The organism is Herpetosiphon giganteus, from assembly GCF_016907925.1.
Taxonomy (GTDB): Bacteria; Chloroflexota; Chloroflexia; order Chloroflexales; family Herpetosiphonaceae; genus Herpetosiphon; species Herpetosiphon giganteus.
On record NZ_JAFBCZ010000015.1, the window covers coordinates 12,206 to 36,997 of the forward strand.

Here is a 24,792-nt window from a genome sequence, read left to right on the forward strand (position 1 = left end):
AACGCCCTTCGTGCCATTCTAGGTCAGTAGCAAATGGCTTATTGGGCTGCGGCAAACAGCTGATCGATCGTATCGGCCAAAGCGAAATCTTTTTCGGTAATGCCCTTTTCATCGTGGGTCGAGAGGGCAATGGTTACTTTATTATAGCGAATGTCAATATCAGGATGATGATTAACGTCCTCAGCAGCATCGGCAATCTGGCGTACAAACTCAATTGCAAATGGGAAGGTTGCGAGGCTGTAAGTTTTGCTAATTTGGCCATCGACGATCGTCCAATCGCTGCGTTGCTCTAAGGCTTGTTGCAATGCTGCCTTCGCCAAAACTGGCATAGTCACTCCTTTGTCGACACTTGGCGCTACATGGCTCCAACCACATCGGCATATGGTTCGCCACACACAACATGATCATACAATTCACGAATATCGTGCGCGACGGCGGCCCAGCTATAGCCTTGGGCTGCTTGCACGCCGTTGCGCCCTAATTGTAAACGCAATGGCTCATCATTCAAGAGCAAACTAATTTTTTCGGCCAAAGCTTCAGGATCTTCGCGCGGCACTAGCAAGCCAGTTTCGCCATCGCGCACCGTGTAGCGCAAACCGCCAACATTCGAAGCAATTACCGGCGTGCCACAGGCCATGGCTTCGAGCGCAACCATGCCAAACGATTCGTAGTGCGATGGAACCACGACCATATCAGCGGCGCTATAAAACAAGGGCAATTTGCGCTGATCTTGCGAGCCTTGGAACGTGACCAAATTACCAATGCCTAATTCGCCTTGCAAACGGCGTAAACGGCGCATCTCGCTGCCCCATTGATCGGGCGTTTCACGCCGATCGCCGCCAATGATTGCCAAACAAATATCGCCACGCAAGCTTGGCTGTTGCTCGGCCAACAAGGCTATTGAACGCAACAACGTATCAATGCCCTTGAGCGGCTCGATGCGGCCAACAAACAGCAACATGCGATGCGGATGGGGTGGCACGCCCAACTCTTTACGCGCAACATGATGATCAATTGGGTGAAAATGCTCAACATCAACCCCACATGGCACAACCACAATTCGTTCCATGTCGGCTGCATAATGTTCGAGCATTTGGGCACGATCAAGCGGCGTGGCCGCCACGACCCGATCAACCTCGTGCAACAACATGCGTTCAATTTCGATCCGTTGCTCGGTTTCGGCCTCATCGCCACGGGCAATCGTATTTTTCATTGCGCCCAAGGTATGAAACATATGGATGACTGGCGTTCCCCACGCATGGCGCAACTCCAGCGCGGCAACGCCAGAGAGCCAATAATGGCTATGCACCACATCATAATGAATATCTTCGCCATCAGCCACGCAACGAATTCGATGCACAAACTCTGGCAGATAATCTAAAACCCAGTTTTTATCGTAGGGTGCGGCGGGACCAACCCGCACCGCAAAAACGCGCACATTCGGCGCGAGATTGGTAATCAACGGCGTGTTTGGGTCTTGCGAACGGGTGTAGATATCGACTGCAACCCCTTGACGACCCAACTCACGGCTTAATTCACGAACATAGACATTCATTCCGCCGGCTTCTTTGCCACCCAAAGCAGCCAGAGGGCTTGAATGGACACTCAACATTGCAACGCGGCGCACAGCTACCTCCCGTGTGTGGTTTCTGCCATCAGCATACCACGAAACGGGCCATGCCTTCTGTAAGGATGAAGGATGAAGGATGAAGGATGAGGGATGAACCCAAATGGCAAAAGTCAAAAAGAACATAGGGAGTTAAATTTAACACAGCGGCGCAGAGCGACCGAAGGATGAAGGATGAAGGATGAAGCCAAAAGCCTATAGCTCATAGCCGCATCTTCGCGCTCTTCGCGCTCTTCGTGGTTGCTAGCTTTCGTGGCGAAAAATCTCCCCGATTCCCGACACCTAGCCCCCGATCCCTACTATTCTGCAACCGCAATCGGCGTGCGAGTTGGCAGTGGCACAAGCTCAGTTGGGGCAACGCTCAGAATCGTACATGGATCATGCGCTGCATCGCAAATTCGTGGCAATTCAGGCGGAACCAGCAACGAATCGGTATCCAAATAGCCTTGATCATACAAGGCTTTGGCCGAAGCAGGGCCTTGCCAACGCCAATGCCATGGCTCGCTGGTATAGCCCATTAATTCATAAGTAATGAGTTCGCCATCGCGATATTTGATTGGGTAGGATTGCACCCAACCATATTTGTAAGCATTAGCGTTCAGCCAATCCTTCAACGGATCGGGAATGCGAAAGCCAATTTCGGGTGCGCCTTGGGGCAAAAGATCGACCGTTAAGCCAGTTTGATGCTCGCTGGTACCAGGTTTGGCGCTATAGGTTGCGGCGTAGGCAATCGCCTGTTTGCGGCTAATTGGTTTACCAGCTTCGGCGGCGCTACTCAACTCGTATTGGACCCAGCCCTCGAAGGTATTGGCTTGTTCTGCATACGAACGATAGGCCGAGCGAATTTCGAGTTCAAAGCCATCACGGCGGGCAGCATCGATTAACGCTTTGAGATCGGCAACCGCTTCGCTGCGCAACAATTGGCCCGAACGCGAACCACGCACTCCAGCCAAGCGCAAATCGAGCAATTCAGCCTCGGCAGCGAGCGTCGGAATCAACGGCACAGCCGTGGGGGTTGGGGGTTGGGTTGGGCGCGGCGTGCGCGTTGGAGTTGGCACAGGCGTGCGCGTTGGCTTGGGCGTTGAAGTCGCACTCGGCGCAACATGTGCTTGTTGCAAATGCACCTGACGATCAGCAATCGCTGCCTGTGAAACCGCCCCACAGCCACCCAACAACATTAAACCACATAACCCAGCCAGCAATGACTTCACGCGAAAAACCCCAATTCGTTAGCCAACGCTTGCGATTGTACCAAAACAGCGCAATTGTGCAACTAGCACGCGTTGTAATCACAATTTAGCGGTTGGGTTTAATTGCTCAGTTTGGCTACAGGCAACCAACTCTAAGATCAGCAGGATTATCCCATATTTGCGTCAAATAACTCGCTTCTCTCGATTATTAATAGCGAATCGTAACCTTTGGATAAACCAATCATCGAGCGCCCGATATTCTCAGCTATACTTATTAGTGAGGACATATGATTCGCTATGGCTTCTATCCAAATCTTAGAGAATCATGCAGCGATAGCTTTCACTAAGGAGCAACCATATGCAAAATCCCAGCACCCAGTTACAACCTAAGCAATGGATACTTGAAAGAAGTCGGCTTCGAACAACGATTATGCTCAAGCAGAGTATCCACCCATGAACCGCCAATTTTTTCGCCGGCTTTGGTCTGCGAGCATGATCCTGAGCCTCTTGGCAGGATGCACGACGATGAAGACGAGTGAAACAACTATTCTACCGTATACGCCCCAACCGTTGCCCGCCCTAGAAGGCACGCCTGGCCAATATAGTGGCTTGGCATGGCTTGATCAAGGCTTAGTCGTTCAGGCTACAATAGCTGGTGCACCATCAGGATTTCGGTTCTTTTGGGTTCAACAATCGATTGATCTCAGCAACCTAGTTGCAATTCCTGATGCCACTGATGCAGATCTAACGTTCCACCATCGTCCAGAGCGGTTGCCTGATGGACGCTTAGGGTTGATCTATGAGACGAGTATGAAGGTCATTGGCGCGCCAACCGATCAACAGGGCTATGTTGCGTTTGATCCAATCAACAATACGTTGACCGAACTCATACCTCGCCCGGCTCCGCGCGAAATTTTGGGCCATGGACGCGTGATCTGGAATCCAAGCTTGGATCGGGCCTTAGTAACTGATGCGCAAGAACTTGGCTCGCGTTTTTATTGGTGGACGGCGGCAGAAGGATTTACGCCACTCGATCTCGATGTGGCCGTCGCTCAGTATTTTGCTTGGTCGCCTGATGGCGCAACCATTGCCTTTTTTGGCAAACCGCAAATTGGCTCGGGTGGCCCAACCAGTGCCTTATCAAGCCCGGCCAATCTCTATCTCATGGATGCCAATGCCGACAATCGGCGGATTATTCTCGAAACGGCCTATAACATTGCGGGCTTGCAATGGTCGCCTGATGGCCGCTGGTTGGCCTTGGTTGCACGCTTAGACGGTGGCCACACAATCGTTTGGTTGCTTAACCCAACCACTGGCGAACGCTTGCCGCTCACCCCACCAGGTCGCTATCAATGGCCCGCATGGTCGCCCGATGGCAGCCAGATTGCCGTGATTGCCTATGATCCCAAGAATACATGCCGACGCGACAAAGATTATATCATCACCCTTGCTGTGCCACCCGAAGCCCGCTAACCCTAAAACCAAACAGGCAAGCCACGAATCAATTGGCTTGCCTGTTTTTGATGAAGCAAATTGCGAGCTTAGGGAATGCGCATGGGCATAACCAAGTGCAGATATTCGTCGCCGCCAATGGGCCGAAACACGCCCGGCGAATTGGGGGTTTGGGTTTCCAAGGCCACTTGATCGGTATCAATTGCCCCAAGTGCTTCTTGCAAATAGCGCACATTCAAGGCTAATTTGCCATCGTCTCCATTGATTAATGCACTAATCGCCTCAACCGATTCGCCGATTTCGGCAGCATTGGCGTTAAGTAGCAAACGACCTGGCTCGCTGCCATCGCCGCGCTCCATTGTCAAAGTAACGATGTTGCCAGCAGCCTGCGAGAACAGCGCAATCCGCTTGACGGCGCGGCTAAACTCGGCGGTTGAAATGACGCTGCGGGTGGCGTTATTGCTCGCTGGTGGCACAAAACGCTCGTAATCGGGAAACTTGCCATCAATCACCCGTGAAACAAAATCAACAGTATCGCTATGAAAAATAACTTGCCCACCATTGGGCGTAATACTCATGGCAATCGGGTTTTCGCTATCGCCAAGGGTGCGGCCCAATTCGGCCATAGCCTTGGAAGGAATCACCAACTCGGCATCGTGGGCCACTGGTTCGGGCAATTCGATTGTGCGCACCGCCAAGCGATAGCCGTCAATCGCCGCGAAGGTTGCTTGTGTGCCGCTCAAACGAATCAGCACCCCTTGCAAGATTGGGTTGGGATTGGTATTTTCAGCAGCAGCTGCAACTACAACTTGGCCCACAACTTTGCGCAATAGCTCAGCGGGAATATAGGCCAAAACTGGTTCGTCGCCAAGCGCAGGCATCGCCGGAAATTCATCAGCATCAATGCCTTTGATATTGGCTTTGGTACCGCGACAGGTCACCGTTAAGGTCTGCGTGCGCGGATCAACCTCTAATTCGACGGTATCATTGGGCAAGTTGCCCACCAAATCCGATAATAATTTGGCTGGAATCGTAATTGCGCCATCTTCCTCGACTTTTGCGCCGACGAGGGCGGTAATTCCAATTTCGAGATTATTGCCAGCCAATTTAAGCCGACCACTTTCGGTTGCCAACAGAATATTTGCAAGTACAGGCAAGCTTGAGCGGCCTGCAACAGCATGGCCTGCCAAGGCTAAACCACGCTTTAGATTCTCTTGAAGACACGCTAGGCGCATAGAAAACTCGATCTCCTTGCCGCGATGCGGCAACGATAAGATTGCTACATCACTAAATGATCTAGCTCGTTATTATAGCATAATCGTTCTAAGGCGTTACCCATTGGGCAGTATACGAACCATCATCAGCCCAGCTAAATTGAGCACGATAGTTGCCATTAAATTGCAATTGCAGCCAATCTAAACTGTGAATTGTGGTTGCAATCAGGCAGAAATTTGGCCGCCCAGCTTCGCTTTCTGCGAGGGTCGGTTCGCGGTCAAGCAGATCGTGATTCAGGCCATTGTTTGGCTGGTTGCTGATTTGGCCTGGTGCTAGGCCACAGTAGCAGCGTCGCCCCAAAACTGCACTTTTTTGCCACGCTGCCTCAACCAACCCATCGTTGGTATGAATTTCGGCCAACGCGCGAATACGCAATTGCAAACGCGCAGCAGGATGATACAACAACCAACTCACCCGTGGATCACGTTCAATCAAGCCAATTTTGGGCGAACGCAAATCGCTGTGAAACCACAAACGCCGCGTTGTTGGATCAAAGCCGCGCAGCACGACCACCCGCTGATCGCTGCCATGCTCGTCGCTGGTGCCAAGCACTGGGGTATGCAATGGATCATGGCGATCGTGCACGCCATGTTCAATCAATCGCCACGCATGCTCCAGCAGCATTTCAAAAGCGACTGGCTGGCTAAAATCCAGCGGTTTTGGCAATTCAAAGCTTCCACTCATAGGCATTCTCCTAATTATTGCAACGCTTGGGCTAAAAAGCGCATCACGTAGGGCTGCACTTGCTGGTTGCTGACTCCATGCAAATTGAAATCAAAGCCATGATTTGCCAAAGGCAATTCAATCATGGTATAGGGCCGATTTGCTTGGGCCAAGGCATCGGCGACAACATCTGCATCAAGCGGGCGAATAAATTGATCGCGCCCACCATGCAGCAATAAGGTTGCTGGCGTATTTTGGTTGACCCATGTGACCGGACGCGCTTGGCGGTAGGCTTCAGCATGCGCTTCGGGCGGCCCACCAAGATAATCATCTAACGCTCCCGGCGCAAGCTCAGGCTTGATCACGTTGTAATAATCAAGCCGCGTCGGCGCATAATAGCTGACCACAGCCCGCACGCTGGTATCGGGCGCGTCGCAACTGGGAGCAATCGTGGCATCGGAATAGGCTGCGATCAAGGCTAATTGCGCCCCTGCCGAACGCCCAACCAAGCCCAAACGCTGCGGATCAACCCCGAAACGCTCTGCATTGCGCCGCACATAGCCAATTGCACATTTAACATCGCTCACCGCCGCCGGAAACTGTGCTTGCGGCGCTAAGCGATAGCTAATATCAAACACAACATAGCCTTGGCCCGCCGCCCAACGATTCCAAGCTGGAATATCGCCTTTGCCGCCACCACGCCACGAGCCGCCATGCACCACGACCAACGCCGGAGCATTCACTGGCGCGGTTGGCGGCACATAAATATCAACCAACAATGATTCACCTGCTACCTCTGCATAAACCGTATTTTGTTCACGCAATACGCCTTGTGGCGCAGCATCGCCGAGGGCAAATTGGTTTAGGCGAAACGTGCCAGGCCCAGCATCAACCACCGCTGGCTGATTCGAGCGCACCCGCAAATCAGTCAACAAGCCGCGCACCAGCATGCCTGCAATCACAAAAAAGCTGATAATCGCCACCAAGCCGGTCAAACGATTGATCAAGCGCCATAAACCGTTGGGTGGTGCCAGCCCAAATAATACGCCAACCCCAACCAAAAGAACCAGTAAAAACCACGGTGCCCACTCTTGGGCCGCAATGCCAAGCTGAAAAAAGATAAAATTGGGCGCTGGCAAGACCAGCATTGCAGCACTGACCAAGGCCAGCAGCACAATCGGCAGCATAATTGCAGTTAAGGCGATACGCACACAGGCTCCTTTATAGCGGATTCGGCGTTATTGTACCGCCTTTTGAGCCAGAATTATAGCTGGCAGCATGCCCAATTGCTGTCACAATTTTTCGCTTGCTTTTTTGAAGTCAATACTTGTATTTTTATAGTTAAGCTGCTAGAATCAACGCACAAATGTTTCATTTCAGCACAACATTGGTATTTCATGGCATTGAGCGCTTGTATTTTCGTGATTCAAGGAGCCTAGTATGACGAAGGGGATACCACAGTCAATCGCGTTTGTCAGCAACGAAGCATCAACCACGCCTACAATTGTTGATCGTCAGCACTTCCAAGCCAACATCGATACGTTACGCGTTCGCGAAAAGGCACTTACCCGCGAAGCTGATGCGATTGCCGCAGCACGTCGCCAGTTGCCGATGGTCGAGGTGGATGCCTTAACGCCGTTGGTTGGGCTAAAGGGAATGGTTCCGCTGATTGAGGCCTTCGAGGGCCGCCAACAGCTGATGGTCGCCTATATGATGTGGCACGAAGGCAAATCGGCAGCCGAACAATGCCAAGGCTGCACAATGGTTATCAACCATATCCCCGAACTCGGCTATTTACACAGCCGCGATGTGACGCTTGCCGTCTTCTGCCAAGGGCCGTTTGATCCAAGCAATCGCTATCGCGAATTTATGGGCTGGACAATGCCGTGGTATTCGGTTCCGAGTAGCTCGGTTGAGCCGCTGATTGCTGGTCGCCATTTTGGCATGTGGGCTTGTTATCTGCGCCAAGGCGAGCGGGTGTTTGAAACCTATTGGACGACCGACCGTGGCTGTGAGCAGATGGGCAGTTCATTTGCCATGCTCGACTTGACCGTCTATGGCCGCCAAGAGGTTTGGCAAACAGCACCAAACGGCTGGCCACAGCAGTTTTTCAACACCATGTGCCTGCCAAATGAGCATCCTTTGGTCGAACGCCCAATTGCTCAATGGTCACGCATCGCCCAAGGGCACGCCGACGATCTCTATGCCAGCACGAACGCAAATCCAACCGAGTAACTAAATTAATGTGAGTGAATTATTGAATTAAATGGAGCAATGCAAATGCTGGTAAAAAGTGGTTATGCCCCGATTAATGATTTACAACTCTACTATGAAATTCATGGCAGCGGCCAGCCGTTGATTTTGGTGCACGGCGGCCTAGGCGGCATTGGAATGTTTACCGATTTATTGCCAGCCCTCGCCGAACATGTTCAAGTGATTGCGGTTGAACTCCAAGGCCATGCCCGAACGAATGATATCCCACGCGCATTCAGTTATAGCGCGTTGGCCGATGATGTGGCGGATTTGATTGCCTACCTCGGTTTGAGCCAGGTTGATATAGCAGGCTTCTCGTTTGGTGGTGGGGTTGCGCTGCAAACCGCAATTCGCCATCAGCATTTGGTGCGCAAATTGATTATCATCTCCGCGCCATTTCGTGATACTGGTTGGTATCCGGCGGTTCAAGCGGCTATCCGCCAGCTCGATGAGAGGGTGGCGGCAGCAATGGTTGAATCAATTCCCTACAAATTCTATCAAGAATATGCGCCAAATCCAGCCAATTGGCCCCAGCTCGTGCGCAAAACAGGGGCAATGGGCAATCAAAGTTATGATTGGAGTAGCGATATTGCTAAGCTCCAAAGCCCATGTTTATTAATCCAAGGCGATGCCGATAGTATTCCACCAAGCCATGCTGTTGAGTTTTTTGCGTTGCTTGGCGGAGCACAAAGTGATGATCCGCAACAACGCAGCCAATCGCAGTTAGCAATTTTGCCCAATACTAATCACTTTGACATCATTGATCGCGTCGATCTTTTGCTGCCAATCATCAATCCATTTCTGGCTGGCTAATACCACTAGGGAGTAGTCAAACCAACTACTCCCTTTATCGGCACTAACGATTAATTAAGGTGCGAAATTGGTCAATGGTTATAGTGGATGACACGTACCACAGAGATGAATTTCATTATTAGATCGATGAGGATCTTGCCATGCTTTTAATTCAATAATCGTAAGCGCAACAATCTTATATTGAGTATTAGCTGTAGATGAACCATCTTTCCTGCCTGAATTACGTCCAATAGTTCGACATGTTGCCTGATGCAATACAATCGGATCTGAAGGAGCTTTTGCCACGTTTAAAACAAAGCCCTGTGGATTTTGAAAGCCAATCAAAATATGGTTCGTCGTCGCCATCAAATACAATATACGTTGAATGTTGACTCATGAATAATCACTCCTATGCAATATAATCACTCAATTGCAGCCAGCGACATAGCTATAATAGCAGCATTCACAGCTTCTAATAATTAATTATGCGAGGTCAGCAAGGGCTTGATTGACCCAAAACGGCAAGGCCCAAGCAAATTCTAAGCGCGCAGTTGGCGCTAAAGCATGCAGCAATGCTTGATAGGTTAAGGCTTGATGCAGCGCATACAGCGGCTCAATCTGCTCGAACAGCGCTTCTAGGCGCTCGATTGGCTCGTAATCGAGCCATTGGGCCAAATAGGCAGCTCGCAGTTGGCGCTTGATGCTTGGATCTGGCTCGTGAAAAACATCCTGCAAATCGAAAAATGGATGGCTCAAACCAGCACCAGCCCAATCGAAAAAGCAATAGCCCTGCGCATGCTTGGCAACATTGCGCGGGTGCAAATCGCCATGGGTCAATGTGGTTGGAATGGTATAGCTCTGGACCTGCTCACAACGGGTAATCAACTCAGCCTTATGAGCCACAAAGCGCGTATGTAATTCTGGACCAAGCGCCTCGATTACCAACCGATCAGCAGCAAAAACGTCGATTGCTGCGATTAGCACAGCGAGATCGCGTTGCACGAAACCACGCGCAGCCAACGTATCAAGAAAGCCCAACGAGGCTTGTTGAAGCTGAGCAAAGCTGGCTAAAACATCAGCACGAGTTGCAACACTCGCATTTGGGCCTAAATCTGGCCCCAAATCGGCGAGCAACAGATATTCTGGTGCATTCGGCGCTACAATTGGGCTTGGCACATGGTTGGGCAAATAGCGGGCGAGCGTCGTTAATACACGACTTTCAGCAAGCATTAATCGGGTTTGCAACGCTGTTTTGCAATAGATCCAGCCTTGATCGCTGGCAATTCGGGCCACAAACGATAAATTCGAGGTTTTAACTTGCTCAATTGGGCCAGTTAAGTGATAGCCTAAATCGGTTAATGTTTGGCCCAGCCATGTTGCCCAAGGTTGATACCAGCCTAAGCGCATCCAAGCCACATGTTGCAATTCCGGCCCAGCCAACGCACCAAAAAATGCTTGGGCCGCAGCATAATGCTCATCATTAACAAACAAGGTTGCATCCACATCGGCCAGCGCCAGCCAGCAACAATTGACTGGCAAGACCGATTGTTGTTCGTGTACTTCGAGCACACGCAGCGACTTAACCGTCTGGCTGGTTCGATCGATAATTTGGTGCAGCAATTGGAGAATCGTGCTCACTACGCCATAGTGTTCGAGCACCAGCTGATTAATCGTCTGGAGCGGAACCAGCCAAAGCTGGGCAATTGGCAAGCGAGGAATGCGCCACCCTAGACCAGTTTGTTCAATCAAAATTCGATGCGATTGAGCATCAAACAGAATTACGTAAACCTGCGATTGCCATTGAGTTGCATCCATGGCTGCTCCACTGCTAGGCCGTTCATCAACGCTAACACTCTGCTGGGTGTGGTTGGATTGACGCGGCAAATCGGCGCACTCTATAATTGAGCTATGCCAATACCCATTCTAGCAACCAAGCTGCATCTTCCGCAACCACGCCCAAATGGGGTGGCCCGTCCGCATTTAATCGCCCGTTTGGAGGCTGCCCAACATTACGGCTTACGCTTGATTTCGGCTCCAGCTGGCTTTGGTAAAAGTAGTTTGCTCAGCGAATGGCAGGCCAGCACCCAGCAGCAGGTTGCATGGCTGGCGCTCGATGAAGGCGATAACGATCCCAGTCGATTTTTCAGCTATCTTGTGCATGCCATCCAAACGATTGTGCCAACGGTGGGCGGCGCAGCATTGGCCTCGATTCAAGCGCAGCCACAGGCGATCGAACAAGCGCTAATTAGTCTGATCAATGAAATAAGTGGCAGCAGCAAAAGCATCAATTTGGTGCTTGATGATTATCATGTGATCGAAAACCATGCGCTTGACCAAGCACTGAGCTTTTTGCTTGAGCATTTACCAACGTCGTTGCGCCTAGTCATCGCCACTCGCGAAGATCCGAATTTGCCGTTGGCGCGGCTACGTGCCCGTGGCCAACTCCACGAATTGCGCAGCGCCGACCTGCGATTTAGCTTCGCCGAAGCCCAACAATTTCTCAACCATGCCATGCACCTCGAGCTGAGTGAGCCTGAAGTTGCAGCCTTGGAAGCACGCACCGAAGGCTGGATTGCAGGCTTGCAATTGGCAGGGCTTTCGATGCAGCACCAAACTGATCGCCAAGGGTTTATCGCTTCGTTCACCGGCAGCCACCATTTTGTGATGGATTATTTGCTGGAAGAGGTACTGCAACACCAATCGCCAGCAATTCAGCAATTTTTATTGCATAGCTCAATTCTTAATCGGATGTGCGGCTCGTTGTGCGATGCGCTGCTGCCAAACAACGAACAAACCGGCCAAAGCACACTCGAATATCTCGAACAAGCCAATATGTTTATTGTAGCACTCGATAATGAGCGGCGTTGGTATCGCTATCATCATTTGTTTGGTGAATTGCTGCGTCAACGCTTGCAACGCAGTTTGGCCCAGCAAGCAACAACCAGCCTCGAAGCGCTGCATATTCACGCCAGCAGCTGGTTTGAACAGAATGATTTAGAAATTGAAGCGTTTGAACATGCCGCCGTTGCCAACGCAATCGAACGTGCTGAACGCTTAATCGAAGGCAAACGGGTGCCGCTGCAATTTCAAGGCGCATTACTGCCGATTATGCATTGGCTGCAAGGCTTGCCAACCGACGTGCTCAATCAACATCCGTCGCTTTGGGTCACTGCAGCCTCGGTTTGGCTAGCAACAGGCCAAGTTAATGGCATTGAGCAACGCTTGCAAGCAGCAGAAAACGCCTTAACTCATCTTGAAATAACCCCCAAATTCCAAGATTTAATCGGGCGAATCGCGGCAATTCGGGGCACGCTGGCGCTCAGCCAAAACGATGCCAACACAATTATCGTTCAATCAGAACGCGCTTTGGCCCACCTTGCGCCCGATAATCTTTCGTTTCGAACTTCGACAGTTTGGAAATTGGGCTATGCCTATCAGTTACAAGGCCAACGCGGTGCGGCCAAACATGCCTACGAGCAAGCAATTAGCATCGGCCAGCGTTCAGGTAACTTGGTCACGGTACTGTTGGCTTCAATCGGCTTGGGCAATCTGCACGAAAGTGATAATCGGCTCAAACTTGCGACGGCGACCTACCAGCAGGTGCTCAATGGGTGCAGCAAGCTCGGATTGCCTGCGGCCAATTGTGGCGCAGAGCTTGGCCTTGCCCGAATCTATTATCAATCGAATCAGTTTGATCTCGCTGAGCAGCATTATCAACGGGCGTTGCAAGCAGCCCAATTATTGCAGCACACCGATCGCGAAGTCGCCTGTCAGGTGGTCAAAGCACGCTTATTAATTGCCCAAGGCCAGCTGGAGCAAGCAAGTTTGCTGTTGGAGCAAGCGCAGATCGCGGCCCAACAGCATCGCCATACCACTCAGCCCGCCAAAATTGCTGCCGAACAGGTGCGAATTTATTTGCTGCACGGCCAAATTCAAGCAGCCCAACAGCTTGCCCAAAGCTACAGTTTGGCAATTGGTCAGGCGCAAGTGTTTTTGGCTCAACAACAGCCAAGTGCAGCCTTGGCAGTGCTCAAACCCGCGCTTGAACAGGCGCAAGCAAACGATTGGCTCGACCAACAATTATGGTTGAGTTCAATCCAATGTTTAAGTTTAGCAGCGCTCGGCGAGCATGGTCAAGCCCTGCAAATCCTCACAAAAATGTTGCTTACTGCCGAAGCCGAGGGGTTTGTGCGCATTTTTCTTGATCATGGCAGTGCCATGCAAACCCTGCTTGCCAGCATCAATCCTCAATCAGCCCAAGCAGCCTATCGCGATTCATTGCTAGCCCAATTTGCCCGCGAGAATCTCAAGCACCTTTATCCGACAGCCCCAAGCTTGCTTGATCTGCTGAGCCAACGCGAGCGTGAAGTGTTGCAACTCATCGCCCAAGGCTATTCAAATCAGGCAATCTGCCAGCAACTCCACCTTGCCTTGGATACCGTCAAGGGTCACAATCGGCGCATTTTTGAAAAACTTCAGGTTCAGCGCCGCACGGAGGCCGTCGCTCGCGCCCGCGACTTAGGCTTGCTCAGCCAATAATCCTCAACTCGTGCACAACAACACTTTGGTGTCTAACCAACATTAGCGCAATTGCGTATGCTAGTGAGCAGTTGAGCCGTTGGCATTGAGCGCGGCGCTTGTTCCAGCAGAGGCAATGATGACCAACCACCAGCAACGAGCACCAGAAGCAATGATCTATCAAATTTGCCTGCGTGGCCAGCTTGATCAGTCGTGGGCCGAATGGTTTGCAGGCTTGGAAATCGTTGCGCTGGCTAATGGCGATACGCTTTTAATTGGCCTAATTGCTGATCAAGCAGCCTTGTATGGCCTAATTAAAAAAATTCGCGATTTGGGCATGCCCTTAATTTCGCTGCTGCCAATCAGCTCAACCAGCAACAAATGTACTTCCCATGAACAAGCATAAACTGGAGTTTTCCGATGCAAGCAATTATCTATCGTGATTATGGCTCGGCTGATGTGTTGCAACTCAGCGATGTGACTCGCCCAAGCCCTGGCGATAACCAAGTAATGATTAAAGTCTATGTTACTGCCTTGAATGCTGCCGATTGGCGATTAATGAATGGCAAGCCCTTGCCTTTGCGCTTCGTAACTGGCCTATTCAAGCCAAAACAGAGCATTCTTGGCACCGATATCGCCGGAGTAATCGAGGCAGTCGGGCGCAATGTTCGCCAATTTAAAGTTGGCGATGCAGTGACTGGCAATATTTGGGGCAGCGGCGCTAGCGGTTTAGGTCAATATATCTGTGTCCCAGAACATATGCTGGTGCTCAAGCCAGCGAATGTTAGTTTTGAGCAAGCAGCTGCCACGCCGATGGCGGCAGTTACAGCACTCCAAGGGCTGCGTCAGGGCCAGATTGCCGCTGGCCAACAGGTCTTAATTTATGGTGCTTCGGGCGGAGCTGGGACATTCGCAGTCCAACTTGCGAAACATTTTGGTGCAACGGTCACGGCTGTTGCCAGTGCCGCCAAACACGAGCTGATGCGGTCGTTGGGCGCGGATCAGGTTTTGGATTATGCCAAGGACGATTTTGCCAAAAGCGGGCAGCTCTATGATTTAATTCTGGGGGTCAACGGCTATCGCTCAATCTTTGATTACAAACGCAGTTTAGCGCCCAAAGGCCGTTATGTGATGGTTGGTGGCGACATGGCCCAAATTTTTCAAGCCCTCGCCTTGGGTAAATTGCTGTCAATCGGCAGCACAAAACGCCTCAGTAATGTGACAGCCAAAACCAATCAAGCAGATTTGGCAGAAATTGGCCATTTGCTGTCCACTGGCGCGATTAAAGCCGTGATCGATCGCAGTTATCCGCTCGCCGAAGCACCTGCTGCCATGCGCTATTTGCAAGCAGGTCACGCCAAAGGCAAAATCCTGATCAATCTGCACGCTGAACAAGCCTTGGAGCAACACGTATGAAAGCGATGCTATGTACTGGCTACGGTTCGCCTGAGGTTTTGCAATTTAGCGAGGCCAGTAAGCCAACGCCCAAGGCCAACGAGCTGCTAATTCGTGTCCAAGCAGCCAGCGTCACGCCCTCGGATTGTGCTTTTCGCAAGGGCGATCCTTTCATCATCAAGCTGATGTATGGCCTGCGCAAGCCAAAATTTGCAATTCTTGGGGTTGAATTCGCGGGCACGGTCGAGGCGATTGGCCCAGCAGTTCAGCGCTTCAAGGTCGGCGATCAGGTTTTTGGCATGAGTCCCAACACCTTTGGCAGCTACGGCGAATATTTATGTCTCCCCGAAGATAAGCCAATCGCCAAACAGCCAAGCAATGTCAGCGATGCCGAAGCTGTGGCAATTTGCGATGGTGCAACCACAGCCTTGATCTTTTTGCGCGATATTGCCAAGCTCCAAGCTGGCCAACACATCTTGATCAATGGCGCTTCGGGAGCAGTCGGCATCTACGCCGTACAATTGGCCAAATATTATGGCGCAACGGTTACTGCCGTGTGCAGCGCCACCAATCACAAATTGGTAACCCACTATGGAGCCGACCATGTGATCGATTACACCAGCAGCGATTTTACCCAAAGCCAACAGCGCTATGATGTGGTGTTCGATGCAATTGGCAAAAGCTCATATCGCCGTTGCAAGCGCTTGCTTACAGCCAACGGCAGCTATTTAATGACCGTGCCAAGCCTTGGCATTATGCTCAACATGGCGTGGACAAGCCTTGGCAAAGGCAAAAAAGCCAAATTCGCGGCCACGGGACTGAATCAAAACCCAGCCAATCTCAACTTCTTAGCCGAATTAATCGCTGCTGGCAAGCTCAAAGCAGTGATCGATCGCCGCTATCGCTTGGCCGATTTGGCCGAAGCTCATCGTTATGTCGAGACAGGCCGCAAAAAAGGCAATGTGGTGATCGAGATTTAGCTATTCAAGGTCAATGGCACCAGCACAAGGCTTTTGGCGCTCTCGAATGAATAGATTTCTAAGGGTTGGATGCGGCCACGAATCGGAATTTCGCTCAACACGAGGTCGTGCAAATCCAAGCTGCTATGTTGCATCACGGCCCGCGAAACCACGAGTTGAGTTTGCAAAGTTTTGGTAGCTTCTTCCAAACGGGCGGCAATATTTACCGCGTCGCCAATCGCGGTCAGATGTTTCGCCCGTTTATAGCCCAAATCGCCAACAATCACATGGCCGCAATGAATCCCAATGCCCATGCGCAACGGTTCGCTCACATCATCTTGCAAGCGCTGATTCAGCACATCGAGTTGATGGGCCATGGCTTGGGTCGCTGCCAGCGCATTATGACAAGCTTGTTCGAGAGTACCTTCCAAGCCAAACAAGGCCATAATCCCATCGCCAATAAATTTATCGAGATACCCACCGTTGGATTCGATCACTTGGCCCATCGATTGAAAATATTGGTTCAGAATAAAGACCGTATCATAGGGCAATTTGCCCTCGGAGAGTGTGGTAAAGCCACGCAAATCGGCAAACATAATTACAATTTGCTTATCAGCGCCATGGCTAATCATGGTTGGCGTGCCTGGTTGGGCGCGATCGTGGTGGTGCAACAATGGCCGCACAACACACGCGCCAGTCGGAATCGTTTGGCATGCCAAGCGAATATCGCCGCCAGCCCCAAAACGCTTGAGCAGACGTTGCTCGGTTTCATTCGGCGGATTCAATGCTTTAGCGCCTTCGATAATTTCGATTCGGCAGGTTGAGCAGCGCCCGCGCCCGCCACAACTATGGGCATGCGGAATGCCATTGGCAAGGCTGGCTTCAAGCAAGCTCGTGCCAGGCGGAATTGTGACTGTGGCAATACCCTTATATTCCACCGTAATCAGATAATGCTTGCGCCGCAAACGCAACACCAAAGCCCGACCGCCACCCAAACCCAGCAAGATGGCTGCATAGCCGGCACCGAATCGCGCCATAAAATTGCTTGAAGCAGCCAGCAAATCTACATTGTTTGGATTGGTAAATTGCATAACGCTGGCAATCCATGCGGGGTCTTGTTTAAGCTGGTTTACCTCGCGATGGGCGACGATGATGCCAACCATGGCCAGCAAGGGAATCACAATTTGGACAATCAGCAAGGGCTGTTTGATGCGCCGGAACCATGGTTTATGCCATAAATAGCTCAGCAAGCCAAGATTGCCATGCAACCAAACCACCACCAGCAGCAAATACAAATCGATCGCGATTGTCATTTGGCCAAGCAGCACATAGCTATAGGTGTCGCGCACGCCATACAATATGGTGGCAAAACGAGTCGCATAAACATGCGAGCTAATGAGCAAAGGCATAATCAGGCTTAAGCTCAGTTGCAGCCATTCGTTCCAATGCAAGCGCCGCCAATTGGTGATCGTTAGTAATTTATAGCCGGATAAGACGATATGCACCAGCAAACTTGCAGGCACAACCCAAAAAATCGCTGGATGCCGCCAAAAACCCAAAAAAAATCGGCGCGCCGATTCCAAGGCATCAAGCCCAAAGATTCCCCAAACATGGTTCAGCAGGTGGGTGGTAACGTAGAGCAAGAGCGCCAAACCAGCATGTAGCCGCAGGCGCGGAATCAGAGCTTGAAACATGCGAGCCATGCAGCGAATCTCCGTAAAGCCATGAGTAGCCTGAGTATACCATCTATCTTGGTCACTAGCTTAGTTCACCCAAGCCCCATTTGTCCTATCCAAATGCTTAACTTATGGGTTGTTAGCGCTCACCCATAGGCTAAAGTGGCCAAATCCAGCAGTAAGCCAACTATCAGCTACGCACCATTGTCGTAGGGATACGCAATCGGCTATTGTTGCACCAGAATAGTTTGGTAAGGAGCTTGGATGCAACAGATTCCACGCCATATTGTGACGGTTGCAGGCTGTGTGTTTAATCATGTTGGCGAGATTTTACTCTTGCAAAGCCCACGCAGCGGCTGGGAATTTCCTGGCGGCCAAGTTGAGGTTGGTGAGATCTTGCCCGCAGCACTCGCACGTGAGATTTTTGAAGAAACAGGAGTTCATGCCACAATTGAACGCTTGGTCGGGGTATCATCAAATCTGGCTTTGGGCAGCGTTAATCTTGATTTTCGCTGTTTATACCAAGCTGGTCAATTAACCACTAGCGCTGAGAGTTTAGCAGTTCAATGGGTTGAACCAAGCCAAGCGCTTAACTTGGTTCAACGCCCATCAATTCGTGCCCGTTTGCTGACCATGCTCAATCCAAGCCAATCAGTCACCTATCGCGCCTACAGCGTAGGCTCGCGCGACCTTGAGTCGCCTTACGAATTGCATGCTGAGGATGCTTATTAATTGGTGAACCATAATCCTATGGTTTTTTATTCTTGTACGACCCAGTTGGATTGGCTAAAATATCGGTTATTGAGGCAAATTGCTGAGGCATTGTTTGTAACAACCATTGCTCACAATCTAAGGCTGATGGAATTGCAACTTGGTGGATGTCCTTGCTTTGAGTAAATGTCGAACCGTGAGTTTGATTAGGGATGATTACCGCTGCGATTCCAGCGATCGTTGCTTGAAGGAATGTTCGTCGCTTCATTCGATGATTCCTTTAATCAAAGTAATTTACTATGGCTAGGTCATAGTTACAAAGCGTTTCGACTTAGTTTTGGCCAATCCCTTTTTCCAGTATTGTATATAATCCAGGCTCCAAGCTTGGCTGGCCGCTTAGCAGCAAAAAACGTTCGAGATCATTATTAGGATCGCTAAACACCCGTTCGTAGTTATCGCCTATTATCCAAACAAATCCTTGTTGAACCCGAATTGTACGGGCTGGATTAATAGTGGTAACAATAAACCCGCGATTGCCTAAATTATCAACGGCTTTTTTAGCCTCTAGCGGGGTAAGTTGCTGAAGGATAGTGAAAAATTCACTGCGTTGTGCCGTTGAAAGCTGCCACGTTGGTGGCGGCACGCCCGCAGTCATGTCAAGTTGCACGCTTACTGGATCATGCGTTGCCATGGATGAGCCACTTTCGGATTGTTGAGCACAGCCAATCCAAACGCTGCAAAAAATCATGAGCAAAAACAATTGAGTTAACCAACGCATTGTTGTTATCCTACTAGAAATTAGCTATGGAATAACGAAGCGTTATAGCCATGTACATCCTATCAATACATTACATTGTATAGCAATTTGAGCATAAATACGTGTTAACCCAGATCAATACAGCTTTATGAAGCCAACTGATCTGTGTTATTCCTCTTCTATTCCAGCAGGTTCTATCACTGAAGAAAGAAACTGTTAGTTTTTACGTCTTTCAGCAGCATTAGCAAGTATCAAACGCTTTTAGGAGAGTGTTATGCAACGACAACAGGCAGTCGTGATCGGGGCCAGTATCGCGGGTTTAGTCGCAGCGCGTGCCTTAGCCAATCATTTTCAAAACGTGATTATCGTTGAGCGCGATGGCTTGGATCCAGCAACCCAGCCACGCAAGGGCGTACCACAAGCCAATCATGTGCATATTTTATTAACTGGTGGCTTTAATGTGCTTCAACATTATTTTCCGAGCTTCACCAGCGATTTACATGCTGCTGGCGTGCCAGAACTCAATTGGTCGCGCGATGTGCAATGGTTTCAAGCTGGCTCGTGGAAAACCCGCCAACCATGCAGCATCAGCTTTTATCCCCAAGCGCGGGCAACCCTCGAAAGCCGCATTCGCGAATATGTGCGCCAACATCCCAAAATTGAGTTTCGCGGCCAAACCAAGGTCGAGCAATTGCTGTTCGATGCCAGCAAAACCACGGTAACTGGCGTGTTGGTCAATCAAGCCGAGCAAAGCAGCGAAATTGTTGCCGACTTGGTGGTCGATACAACTGGCCGTGGCTCGCGTACTGGCCAATGGCTCGAAGCTGCTGGCTATCCAACGCCCACCAAAGAAGTAATGCCGATTGATTTGGTCTATGTGAGCCAAGTTTTCAAAAAAACTGCTGCGCCACGCAATTGGCAATGTTTGGCCTGCCACCCTTCGAAAAATTCGCCGCGCGGCGCGATTATTGTGCCAATCGACGACGAACATTGGATTGTGACGCTGTTTGGCTATCTCGGCCAGCACCCAACCCCAACCAATGCCGATGTGTTGGAGTTTGTCAAAAATCTGCCAGTGCCCGATATTTATACCACCTTGGCCGAAGCTACAGCGGTCAGCGAGCCTGTGCGGTTTGGCTATCCACAACAAGTTTTTCATCGTTATGACAAGCTAGAACACTTTCCGCAAGGATTTTTGGTGCTTGGCGATGCCTTATGTAGCGTTGACCCAGTGTTTGGCCAAGGCATGACCTTGGCTTGCAAAGAGGCTCATGCTTTAGATCAAGTGCTGGCTTCAGCCCAAGGTCAACAAGCTGCAACCCTAGCCCAAGCTTTTTTCAAACAGGCCCAAAAAATCATCGAAGTTCCATGGCTCATTACCCAAGCCGAGGCCTTACGCTTCAAAGGAATGCCAGGCTCGCGTAGCCCAAAAATTCGCTTTTTACAATGGTATACCGAGCATGTGTTTTGGCTCAGCGCGCAATCAACCGAAATTTACCAAGCCTTTTTAGATGTGATGCATCTGTTGGCAGGCCCAGAAGCGTTGCTCCGACCCAAAGTGGTGCGCGGCGTGCTTGGGCGCATGTTCGGGCGCGCCTAAGTTGGGTTGCGATTTGTAAACCTCGCTCCATAAAAATAACTATAATTTAGCCAGCAAAACACCGCTACAATAGCCATGATTAAGGCAAAAACGTCCAATAATAGAAGCGGTGGCTTTGCGTTAATCGCCAGCTATTGCATGCAATGGCAACCACACCAACGGCGGTGCGGATCATTAATAAAGGACAGAGCGTTCATGAAAAGTAGTTTACAAATCGCTGCCGAGGCTTCACCTCGCCCGATCGCCCAAATTGCCGAAGCGCTTGCGATTGCTGAGCAATTTGTCGAGCCATATGGGCGGTATCGCGCCAAAATCAACCTTGATCTGCTTGATGCCAGCCATGATCGGCCTCGCGGCAAGCAGATTTTAGTAACTGCCATGACTCCAACGCCGCTTGGCGAGGGCAAAACTGCCACCAGCATTGGCCTGAGCATGGCACTCAATCGCTTAGGCAAACGCGCTATCTGCACCCTGCGCCAAAGCTCGCTCGGTCCAGTTTTTGGCATCAAGGGCGGTGGCTCTGGTGGCGGCTATTCGCAAGTTATTCCCTTGGAAGATAGCTTGATGCACTTGACTGGCGATATTCACGCCGTAACCCAAGCCCACAACCAAATTGCCGCCATGACCGACAATAGTTGGTATCAGAAAAATCCACTTGGCATCGACCCCGAGCAGATTCAGATTCGACGCGTGCTTGATGTTAACGATCGCTTTTTACGCTCAATCACGATTGGCCAAGGCGGGGCGCAGCATGGCATTCCGCGCCAAACTGGGTTTGATATTACTGCAGCCAGCGAATTAATGGCAATTTTGGCCTTGGTGAGCGGCGAAACTCACGCCGCTGTGATGCGCGATTTGCGTCAGCGCATCGGACGCATGGTCGTAGCATTCAATCGCCAAGGCCAACCGATCACTGCCGATGACATTCGGGCAGCAGGTGCAGCGACGGTTATTCTCCGCAACGCAATTCACCCAACCCTGATGCAAACGATCGAAAACACGCCAGTGTTGATGCATGGCGGGCCATTTGCCAATATCGCCCATGGTAACGCTAGCGTGGTTGCCGACCAAGTTGGGCTGCGGATCGCCGATTATGTGGTGACTGAAGCAGGGTTTGCGATGGACATGGGCGGCGAAAAATTCTTCGATATTAAGTGCCGTGCCTTTGATGCCAAACCCGCCGTGGTGGTGCTTGTAGCAACAATTCGCGCGCTCAAAGCCCACAGCGGGCGCTGGAACATCAAGCCAGGTCGGCCATTGCCAGCCGATTTGTTGCAAGAAAATCCTGATGCGGTGTATGCTGGCGGGGCAAATCTCCAAAAACACATTCGCAATGCCCAATTATTCGGCTTGCCAGTTGTGGTTGCGCTCAATGCCTTCCCCGATGATCATCCCTCGGAAATTGAGGCCGTGCAGGAAATTGCCATGAGTGCAGGCGCGTTCGATGTGGCGGTGAGCACAGTATTTAGCCAAGGTGGCGCTGGCGGCGAAGCATTGGCCGAAAAAGTGCTGGCCGCGATTGAACAAGCAGGCCAAGCCAAGTTTTTGTATGAACTGGAGCAACCATTAACCGCCAAAATTGCCAGCATCGCCACCAAGATTTATGGCGCTGCCGAGGTCAGTTATAGCCCTGAGGCCAGCGAACAATTGGCCAAACTTGAAGCCAATGGCTTTGGCAATTTGCCAATTTGTATGGCCAAAACCCATCTAAGCATCAGCCATGATCCGGCGCTCAAAGGCGCACCAAGCGATTATACCTTCCCAATTCGCGAGGTGCGTGCAAGCATTGGCGCTGGCTTTATCTACCCAATTGCTGGCGATATGATGACCATGCCCGGCCTCAGCGCCCATCCAGCCGCCGAAAATATTGATATTGATCAGCACGGCCAGACGATTGGTTTATTCTAAGCATATGTCAATGGTCGATGTCTTTTTGTAAAGCAGACATTTCTTTTTGTAAAGCATCCTTGACTTAAATAAAAAACGGGTGTATACTCACGCCAGTTCAATGATTAAGTCAAGGATGCTTTACAATGAAAGCTCAATCATCAGCAATTCGCCAATTGATCATCGCGTTCGTGTTGTTCCCAATCTTGTTGATGGCCGTGATTTTGGTGCTGCCCAAGCTGCCAGAATCGCCATGGCGCGCGGCGCTGGCAATCGTGCCGTTGGTTCCGGTGGGGCTTGGCATTAAGGCGATGTATCGGGCAGTTAGCAACATGGATGAATTTCAGCGCCACGTTCAGCTGCTGGCTTTTACGTTTGCCGTGGGAGCTACCAGCTTTATTAGCTGCGCCTATGGCTTGCTGCAAGTGTTGGTCAATGTACCGCAATTGTCGTGGCTGTGGATCTTGCCACTGTTGACAACCTGTTGGAGTTTTGGCTTAGCCTTCGCTCATCGGAGCTACCAATGAAAAATCGCTTACGTGTCTTGCGCGCCGAACGCGATTGGTCACAAGCCGATTTGGCCCAAGCCTTGGGGGTATCGAGGCAAACCATCAATGCGCTTGAAACCGGCAAATACGACCCGAGCTTACCGCTGGCCTTCAAAATAGCCGATCTGTTTGAGCTGGCGATTGAGCAAATTTTCGAGCGGCCTAACGCCGATAATCAACAAGCAACGAACGATTAACGAGTTTGCGCATGATTGAAATTTCTGCAATCATGCGCAAACTCGTTCATTTATTGATTCAAATGAATTTCAGCAATCGAACCATTAGTTGCCAAATCTGGACCAAAATTGAGGCTAACCGTTGCCGTTTGAGCATTCGCCCCAATCAACGTAATGGTTGGTGGCGAACTATAGCCAGCCCCTGGGTTAATCAATTTAAAGCCAGTAACCACACCATCGCTAACAATCGCTTCGATTTGCGCCGCAGTTTTGGGCCACGTTTCACCAGCACTGGCATTAAATCGATAATAATCAGATACTCGATCAAGAGTCTCGTTGGTAACGTTGTAGGGAGCCAAAACGGCTAAAAGCTCAGCTTTATTACGGCGCACTTGCTCAGCATCAGGTTCTTGACCAGCAGGCGCAGGGCTAACATGGCTAAAAGCTTCACGAAAAACCGTTGTGGGCACGCCTAATGCCGCTGCAATTAACACCACAGGTCGGCCTTTATCACGCGGATCGGTCGCATCACCACCAGTAATTTCGACTCGAATTGCATTTTGGTTATTTGATGATACCGTCTCGGTCGTAGTAGCACAGCTACTAAGCAACAAGCCCATCATGCCAATAATCAATAACCAACGACCCATTGAGAATCCTTCCGCTAAACCCACCCTGCTAATTGATCAACAATACTTTCAAGCCACGTAAAAACAGCTCAACCGAGCGTTCTAGCTCTGCATGCGTTGCCCCATTGACACTTTGAATCGATAAGCCATTGGAAAAGGCCATAATCGTGCGTGCCAGATCAGCTGGATCAACACCCTCAGCCAGTTGCCCCGCCCGATCTGCTTGCATCAAACGCTCGCGAATCAAGCTTTCTTGGCCTAGACGTTGGTCAACCACTGCCTGATAAATTGGCGCAGTTGTATCATTGCAAACCGGCACGCCGCGAATTAATAAACAGCCAGTAGGCACACTTGGGTTGGTAATTTGGCGAATATTAATCCGCAGCAATTGCTCAAGCGCCATATAAATTTCAGCATGCTCCAACGCCGCCGCAATCGAAGGCACACTCAGCTCGTGATAGCGCGCCAAAACCTCGCGAAAAAGTTGCTCTTTATTGCCAAATGCTGCATACAAGCTGGGCCGATTAATCCCCATCGCTTCAGTTAAATCGCTGAGCGACGCGCCTTCGTAGCCCAAACGCCAAAAGACATTTAAGGCTTGAAATAAGGCCTCATCGCGATCAAAGGCGCGCGGTCGCCCAACTTTTTGTTCTGTGATTGCTTTCATCGTTGCTAACCAATCTA

General features: G+C 50.7%; 24 protein-coding genes. 12 read left to right on the plus strand and 12 right to left on the minus strand.

The annotated features are described in order from the left end of the window. Nucleotides 1–38: 38 nt before the first annotated feature. The 3 genes from JOD20_RS14450 to JOD20_RS14460 all read right to left on the minus strand — a co-directional run bounded on the left by JOD20_RS14450 (nt 39) and on the right by JOD20_RS14460 (nt 2,838). Nucleotides 39–329 (minus strand): 4a-hydroxytetrahydrobiopterin dehydratase, encoded by a 291-nt coding sequence (locus tag JOD20_RS14450; RefSeq protein ID WP_054533211.1) that lies wholly within the window; start codon nt 327–329, stop codon nt 39–41. Between the two features lie 26 nt (nt 330–355). Further along, nucleotides 356–1,612, minus strand: coding sequence for a glycosyltransferase (locus JOD20_RS14455; protein WP_338034193.1), 1,257 nt, complete (start codon nt 1,610–1,612; stop codon nt 356–358). A 314-nt stretch (nt 1,613–1,926) separates the two neighbouring features. Further along, entirely contained in the window at nt 1,927–2,838 is a 912-nt protein-coding gene (locus JOD20_RS14460; protein ID WP_204755945.1) for a M15 family metallopeptidase, read from the minus strand. A 504-nt stretch (nt 2,839–3,342) separates the two neighbouring features. Between JOD20_RS14460 and JOD20_RS14465 the strand changes: the two genes are divergently transcribed. After that, nucleotides 3,343–4,290: a TolB family protein gene (locus JOD20_RS14465; RefSeq protein WP_204755946.1), complete on the plus strand. Its 948-nt coding sequence runs from the start codon at nt 3,343–3,345 to the stop codon at nt 4,288–4,290. 68 nt (nt 4,291–4,358) lie between these two features. Here the strand turns inward: JOD20_RS14465 and dnaN are convergent, their stop codons facing one another. From dnaN to JOD20_RS14480, 3 genes are all read right to left on the minus strand, one after another. Further along, nucleotides 4,359–5,504, minus strand: a complete 1,146-nt coding sequence (gene dnaN, locus JOD20_RS14470) for a DNA polymerase III subunit beta (RefSeq protein WP_054533208.1) — start codon at nt 5,502–5,504, stop codon at nt 4,359–4,361. A gap of 88 nt (nt 5,505–5,592) precedes the next feature. Further along, the gene (locus tag JOD20_RS14475) at nt 5,593–6,228 is read right to left on the minus strand and encodes a PNPOx family protein (protein ID WP_204755947.1); all 636 of its coding nucleotides are present in this window, start codon (nt 6,226–6,228) and stop codon (nt 5,593–5,595) included. Nucleotides 6,229–6,242: 14 nt separating this feature from the next. After that, nucleotides 6,243–7,418 carry an alpha/beta hydrolase fold domain-containing protein gene (locus JOD20_RS14480; protein WP_204755948.1) on the minus strand — a complete coding sequence of 392 codons (1,176 nt, stop codon included), beginning with the start codon at nt 7,416–7,418 and terminating at the stop codon, nt 6,243–6,245. A 229-nt stretch (nt 7,419–7,647) separates the two neighbouring features. On the opposite strand from JOD20_RS14480, the gene JOD20_RS14485 reads away from it, so the two are divergent. Together JOD20_RS14485 and JOD20_RS14490 are read left to right on the plus strand one after the other, a co-directional pair. Next, entirely contained in the window at nt 7,648–8,442 is a 795-nt protein-coding gene (locus JOD20_RS14485; protein WP_204755949.1) for a DUF899 domain-containing protein, read from the plus strand. Between the two features lie 45 nt (nt 8,443–8,487). Beyond that, nucleotides 8,488–9,273, plus strand: a complete 786-nt coding sequence (locus JOD20_RS14490; RefSeq protein ID WP_204755950.1) for an alpha/beta fold hydrolase — start codon at nt 8,488–8,490, stop codon at nt 9,271–9,273. Between the two features lie 462 nt (nt 9,274–9,735). Here the strand turns inward: JOD20_RS14490 and JOD20_RS14495 are convergent, their stop codons facing one another. Then, complete coding sequence (locus JOD20_RS14495) at nt 9,736–11,067, minus strand: aminoglycoside phosphotransferase family protein (RefSeq protein ID WP_204755951.1); 1,332 nt, start codon at nt 11,065–11,067, stop codon at nt 9,736–9,738. A gap of 93 nt (nt 11,068–11,160) precedes the next feature. On the opposite strand from JOD20_RS14495, the gene JOD20_RS14500 reads away from it, so the two are divergent. From JOD20_RS14500 to JOD20_RS14515, 4 genes are all read left to right on the plus strand, one after another. Beyond that, nucleotides 11,161–13,791 (plus strand): winged helix-turn-helix domain-containing protein, encoded by a 2,631-nt coding sequence (locus tag JOD20_RS14500; protein ID WP_204755952.1) that lies wholly within the window; start codon nt 11,161–11,163, stop codon nt 13,789–13,791. Between the two features lie 115 nt (nt 13,792–13,906). Next, the gene (locus tag JOD20_RS14505; RefSeq protein ID WP_204755953.1) at nt 13,907–14,176 is read left to right on the plus strand and encodes a hypothetical protein; all 270 of its coding nucleotides are present in this window, start codon (nt 13,907–13,909) and stop codon (nt 14,174–14,176) included. A gap of 14 nt (nt 14,177–14,190) precedes the next feature. Next, the gene (locus JOD20_RS14510; protein ID WP_204755954.1) at nt 14,191–15,186 is read left to right on the plus strand and encodes an NAD(P)-dependent alcohol dehydrogenase; all 996 of its coding nucleotides are present in this window, start codon (nt 14,191–14,193) and stop codon (nt 15,184–15,186) included. After that, nucleotides 15,183–16,145, plus strand: coding sequence for an NAD(P)-dependent alcohol dehydrogenase (locus JOD20_RS14515; RefSeq protein WP_204755955.1), 963 nt, complete (start codon nt 15,183–15,185; stop codon nt 16,143–16,145). Before JOD20_RS14510 ends, JOD20_RS14515 begins: the two co-directional genes overlap by 4 nt. On the opposite strand, the gene JOD20_RS14520 is transcribed toward JOD20_RS14515, so the two are convergent. Further along, on the minus strand, nt 16,142–17,827 hold the full coding sequence (locus JOD20_RS14520; RefSeq protein ID WP_204755956.1) for an adenylate/guanylate cyclase domain-containing protein: 1,686 nt from the start codon (nt 17,825–17,827) through the stop codon (nt 16,142–16,144). The genes JOD20_RS14515 and JOD20_RS14520 overlap by 4 nt on opposite strands. 237 nt (nt 17,828–18,064) lie before the next feature. Here JOD20_RS14520 and JOD20_RS14525 point away from each other — a divergent pair, with 237 nt between their 5' ends. Then, nucleotides 18,065–18,532 carry an NUDIX hydrolase gene (locus JOD20_RS14525; RefSeq protein WP_204755957.1) on the plus strand — a complete coding sequence of 156 codons (468 nt, stop codon included), beginning with the start codon at nt 18,065–18,067 and terminating at the stop codon, nt 18,530–18,532. A gap of 16 nt (nt 18,533–18,548) precedes the next feature. Here the strand turns inward: JOD20_RS14525 and JOD20_RS14530 are convergent, their stop codons facing one another. Both JOD20_RS14530 and JOD20_RS14535 read right to left on the minus strand, forming a co-directional pair. Beyond that, nucleotides 18,549–18,779: a hypothetical protein gene (locus JOD20_RS14530; protein WP_204755958.1), complete on the minus strand. Its 231-nt coding sequence runs from the start codon at nt 18,777–18,779 to the stop codon at nt 18,549–18,551. A 63-nt stretch (nt 18,780–18,842) separates the two neighbouring features. Next, complete coding sequence (locus tag JOD20_RS14535; RefSeq protein WP_204755959.1) at nt 18,843–19,289, minus strand: hypothetical protein; 447 nt, start codon at nt 19,287–19,289, stop codon at nt 18,843–18,845. A gap of 253 nt (nt 19,290–19,542) precedes the next feature. Between JOD20_RS14535 and JOD20_RS14540 the strand changes: the two genes are divergently transcribed. From JOD20_RS14540 to JOD20_RS14555, 4 genes are all read left to right on the plus strand, one after another. After that, nucleotides 19,543–20,868 carry an FAD-dependent oxidoreductase gene (locus tag JOD20_RS14540; RefSeq protein WP_204755960.1) on the plus strand — a complete coding sequence of 442 codons (1,326 nt, stop codon included), beginning with the start codon at nt 19,543–19,545 and terminating at the stop codon, nt 20,866–20,868. 195 nt (nt 20,869–21,063) lie between these two features. After that, nucleotides 21,064–22,776, plus strand: coding sequence for a formate--tetrahydrofolate ligase (locus JOD20_RS14545; RefSeq protein ID WP_204755961.1), 1,713 nt, complete (start codon nt 21,064–21,066; stop codon nt 22,774–22,776). A 125-nt stretch (nt 22,777–22,901) separates the two neighbouring features. Continuing rightward, nucleotides 22,902–23,282 (plus strand): hypothetical protein, encoded by a 381-nt coding sequence (locus tag JOD20_RS14550; RefSeq protein WP_204755962.1) that lies wholly within the window; start codon nt 22,902–22,904, stop codon nt 23,280–23,282. Then, nucleotides 23,279–23,500: a helix-turn-helix transcriptional regulator gene (locus JOD20_RS14555; protein WP_204755963.1), complete on the plus strand. Its 222-nt coding sequence runs from the start codon at nt 23,279–23,281 to the stop codon at nt 23,498–23,500. Before JOD20_RS14550 ends, JOD20_RS14555 begins: the two co-directional genes overlap by 4 nt. A 50-nt stretch (nt 23,501–23,550) precedes the next feature. On the opposite strand, the gene JOD20_RS14560 is transcribed toward JOD20_RS14555, so the two are convergent. Together JOD20_RS14560 and JOD20_RS14565 are read right to left on the minus strand one after the other, a co-directional pair. Next, on the minus strand, nt 23,551–24,129 hold the full coding sequence (locus tag JOD20_RS14560; protein WP_204755964.1) for a hypothetical protein: 579 nt from the start codon (nt 24,127–24,129) through the stop codon (nt 23,551–23,553). A gap of 28 nt (nt 24,130–24,157) precedes the next feature. Continuing rightward, entirely contained in the window at nt 24,158–24,775 is a 618-nt protein-coding gene (locus JOD20_RS14565) for a TetR/AcrR family transcriptional regulator (protein WP_204755965.1), read from the minus strand. Nucleotides 24,776–24,792: the final 17 nt, after the last annotated feature.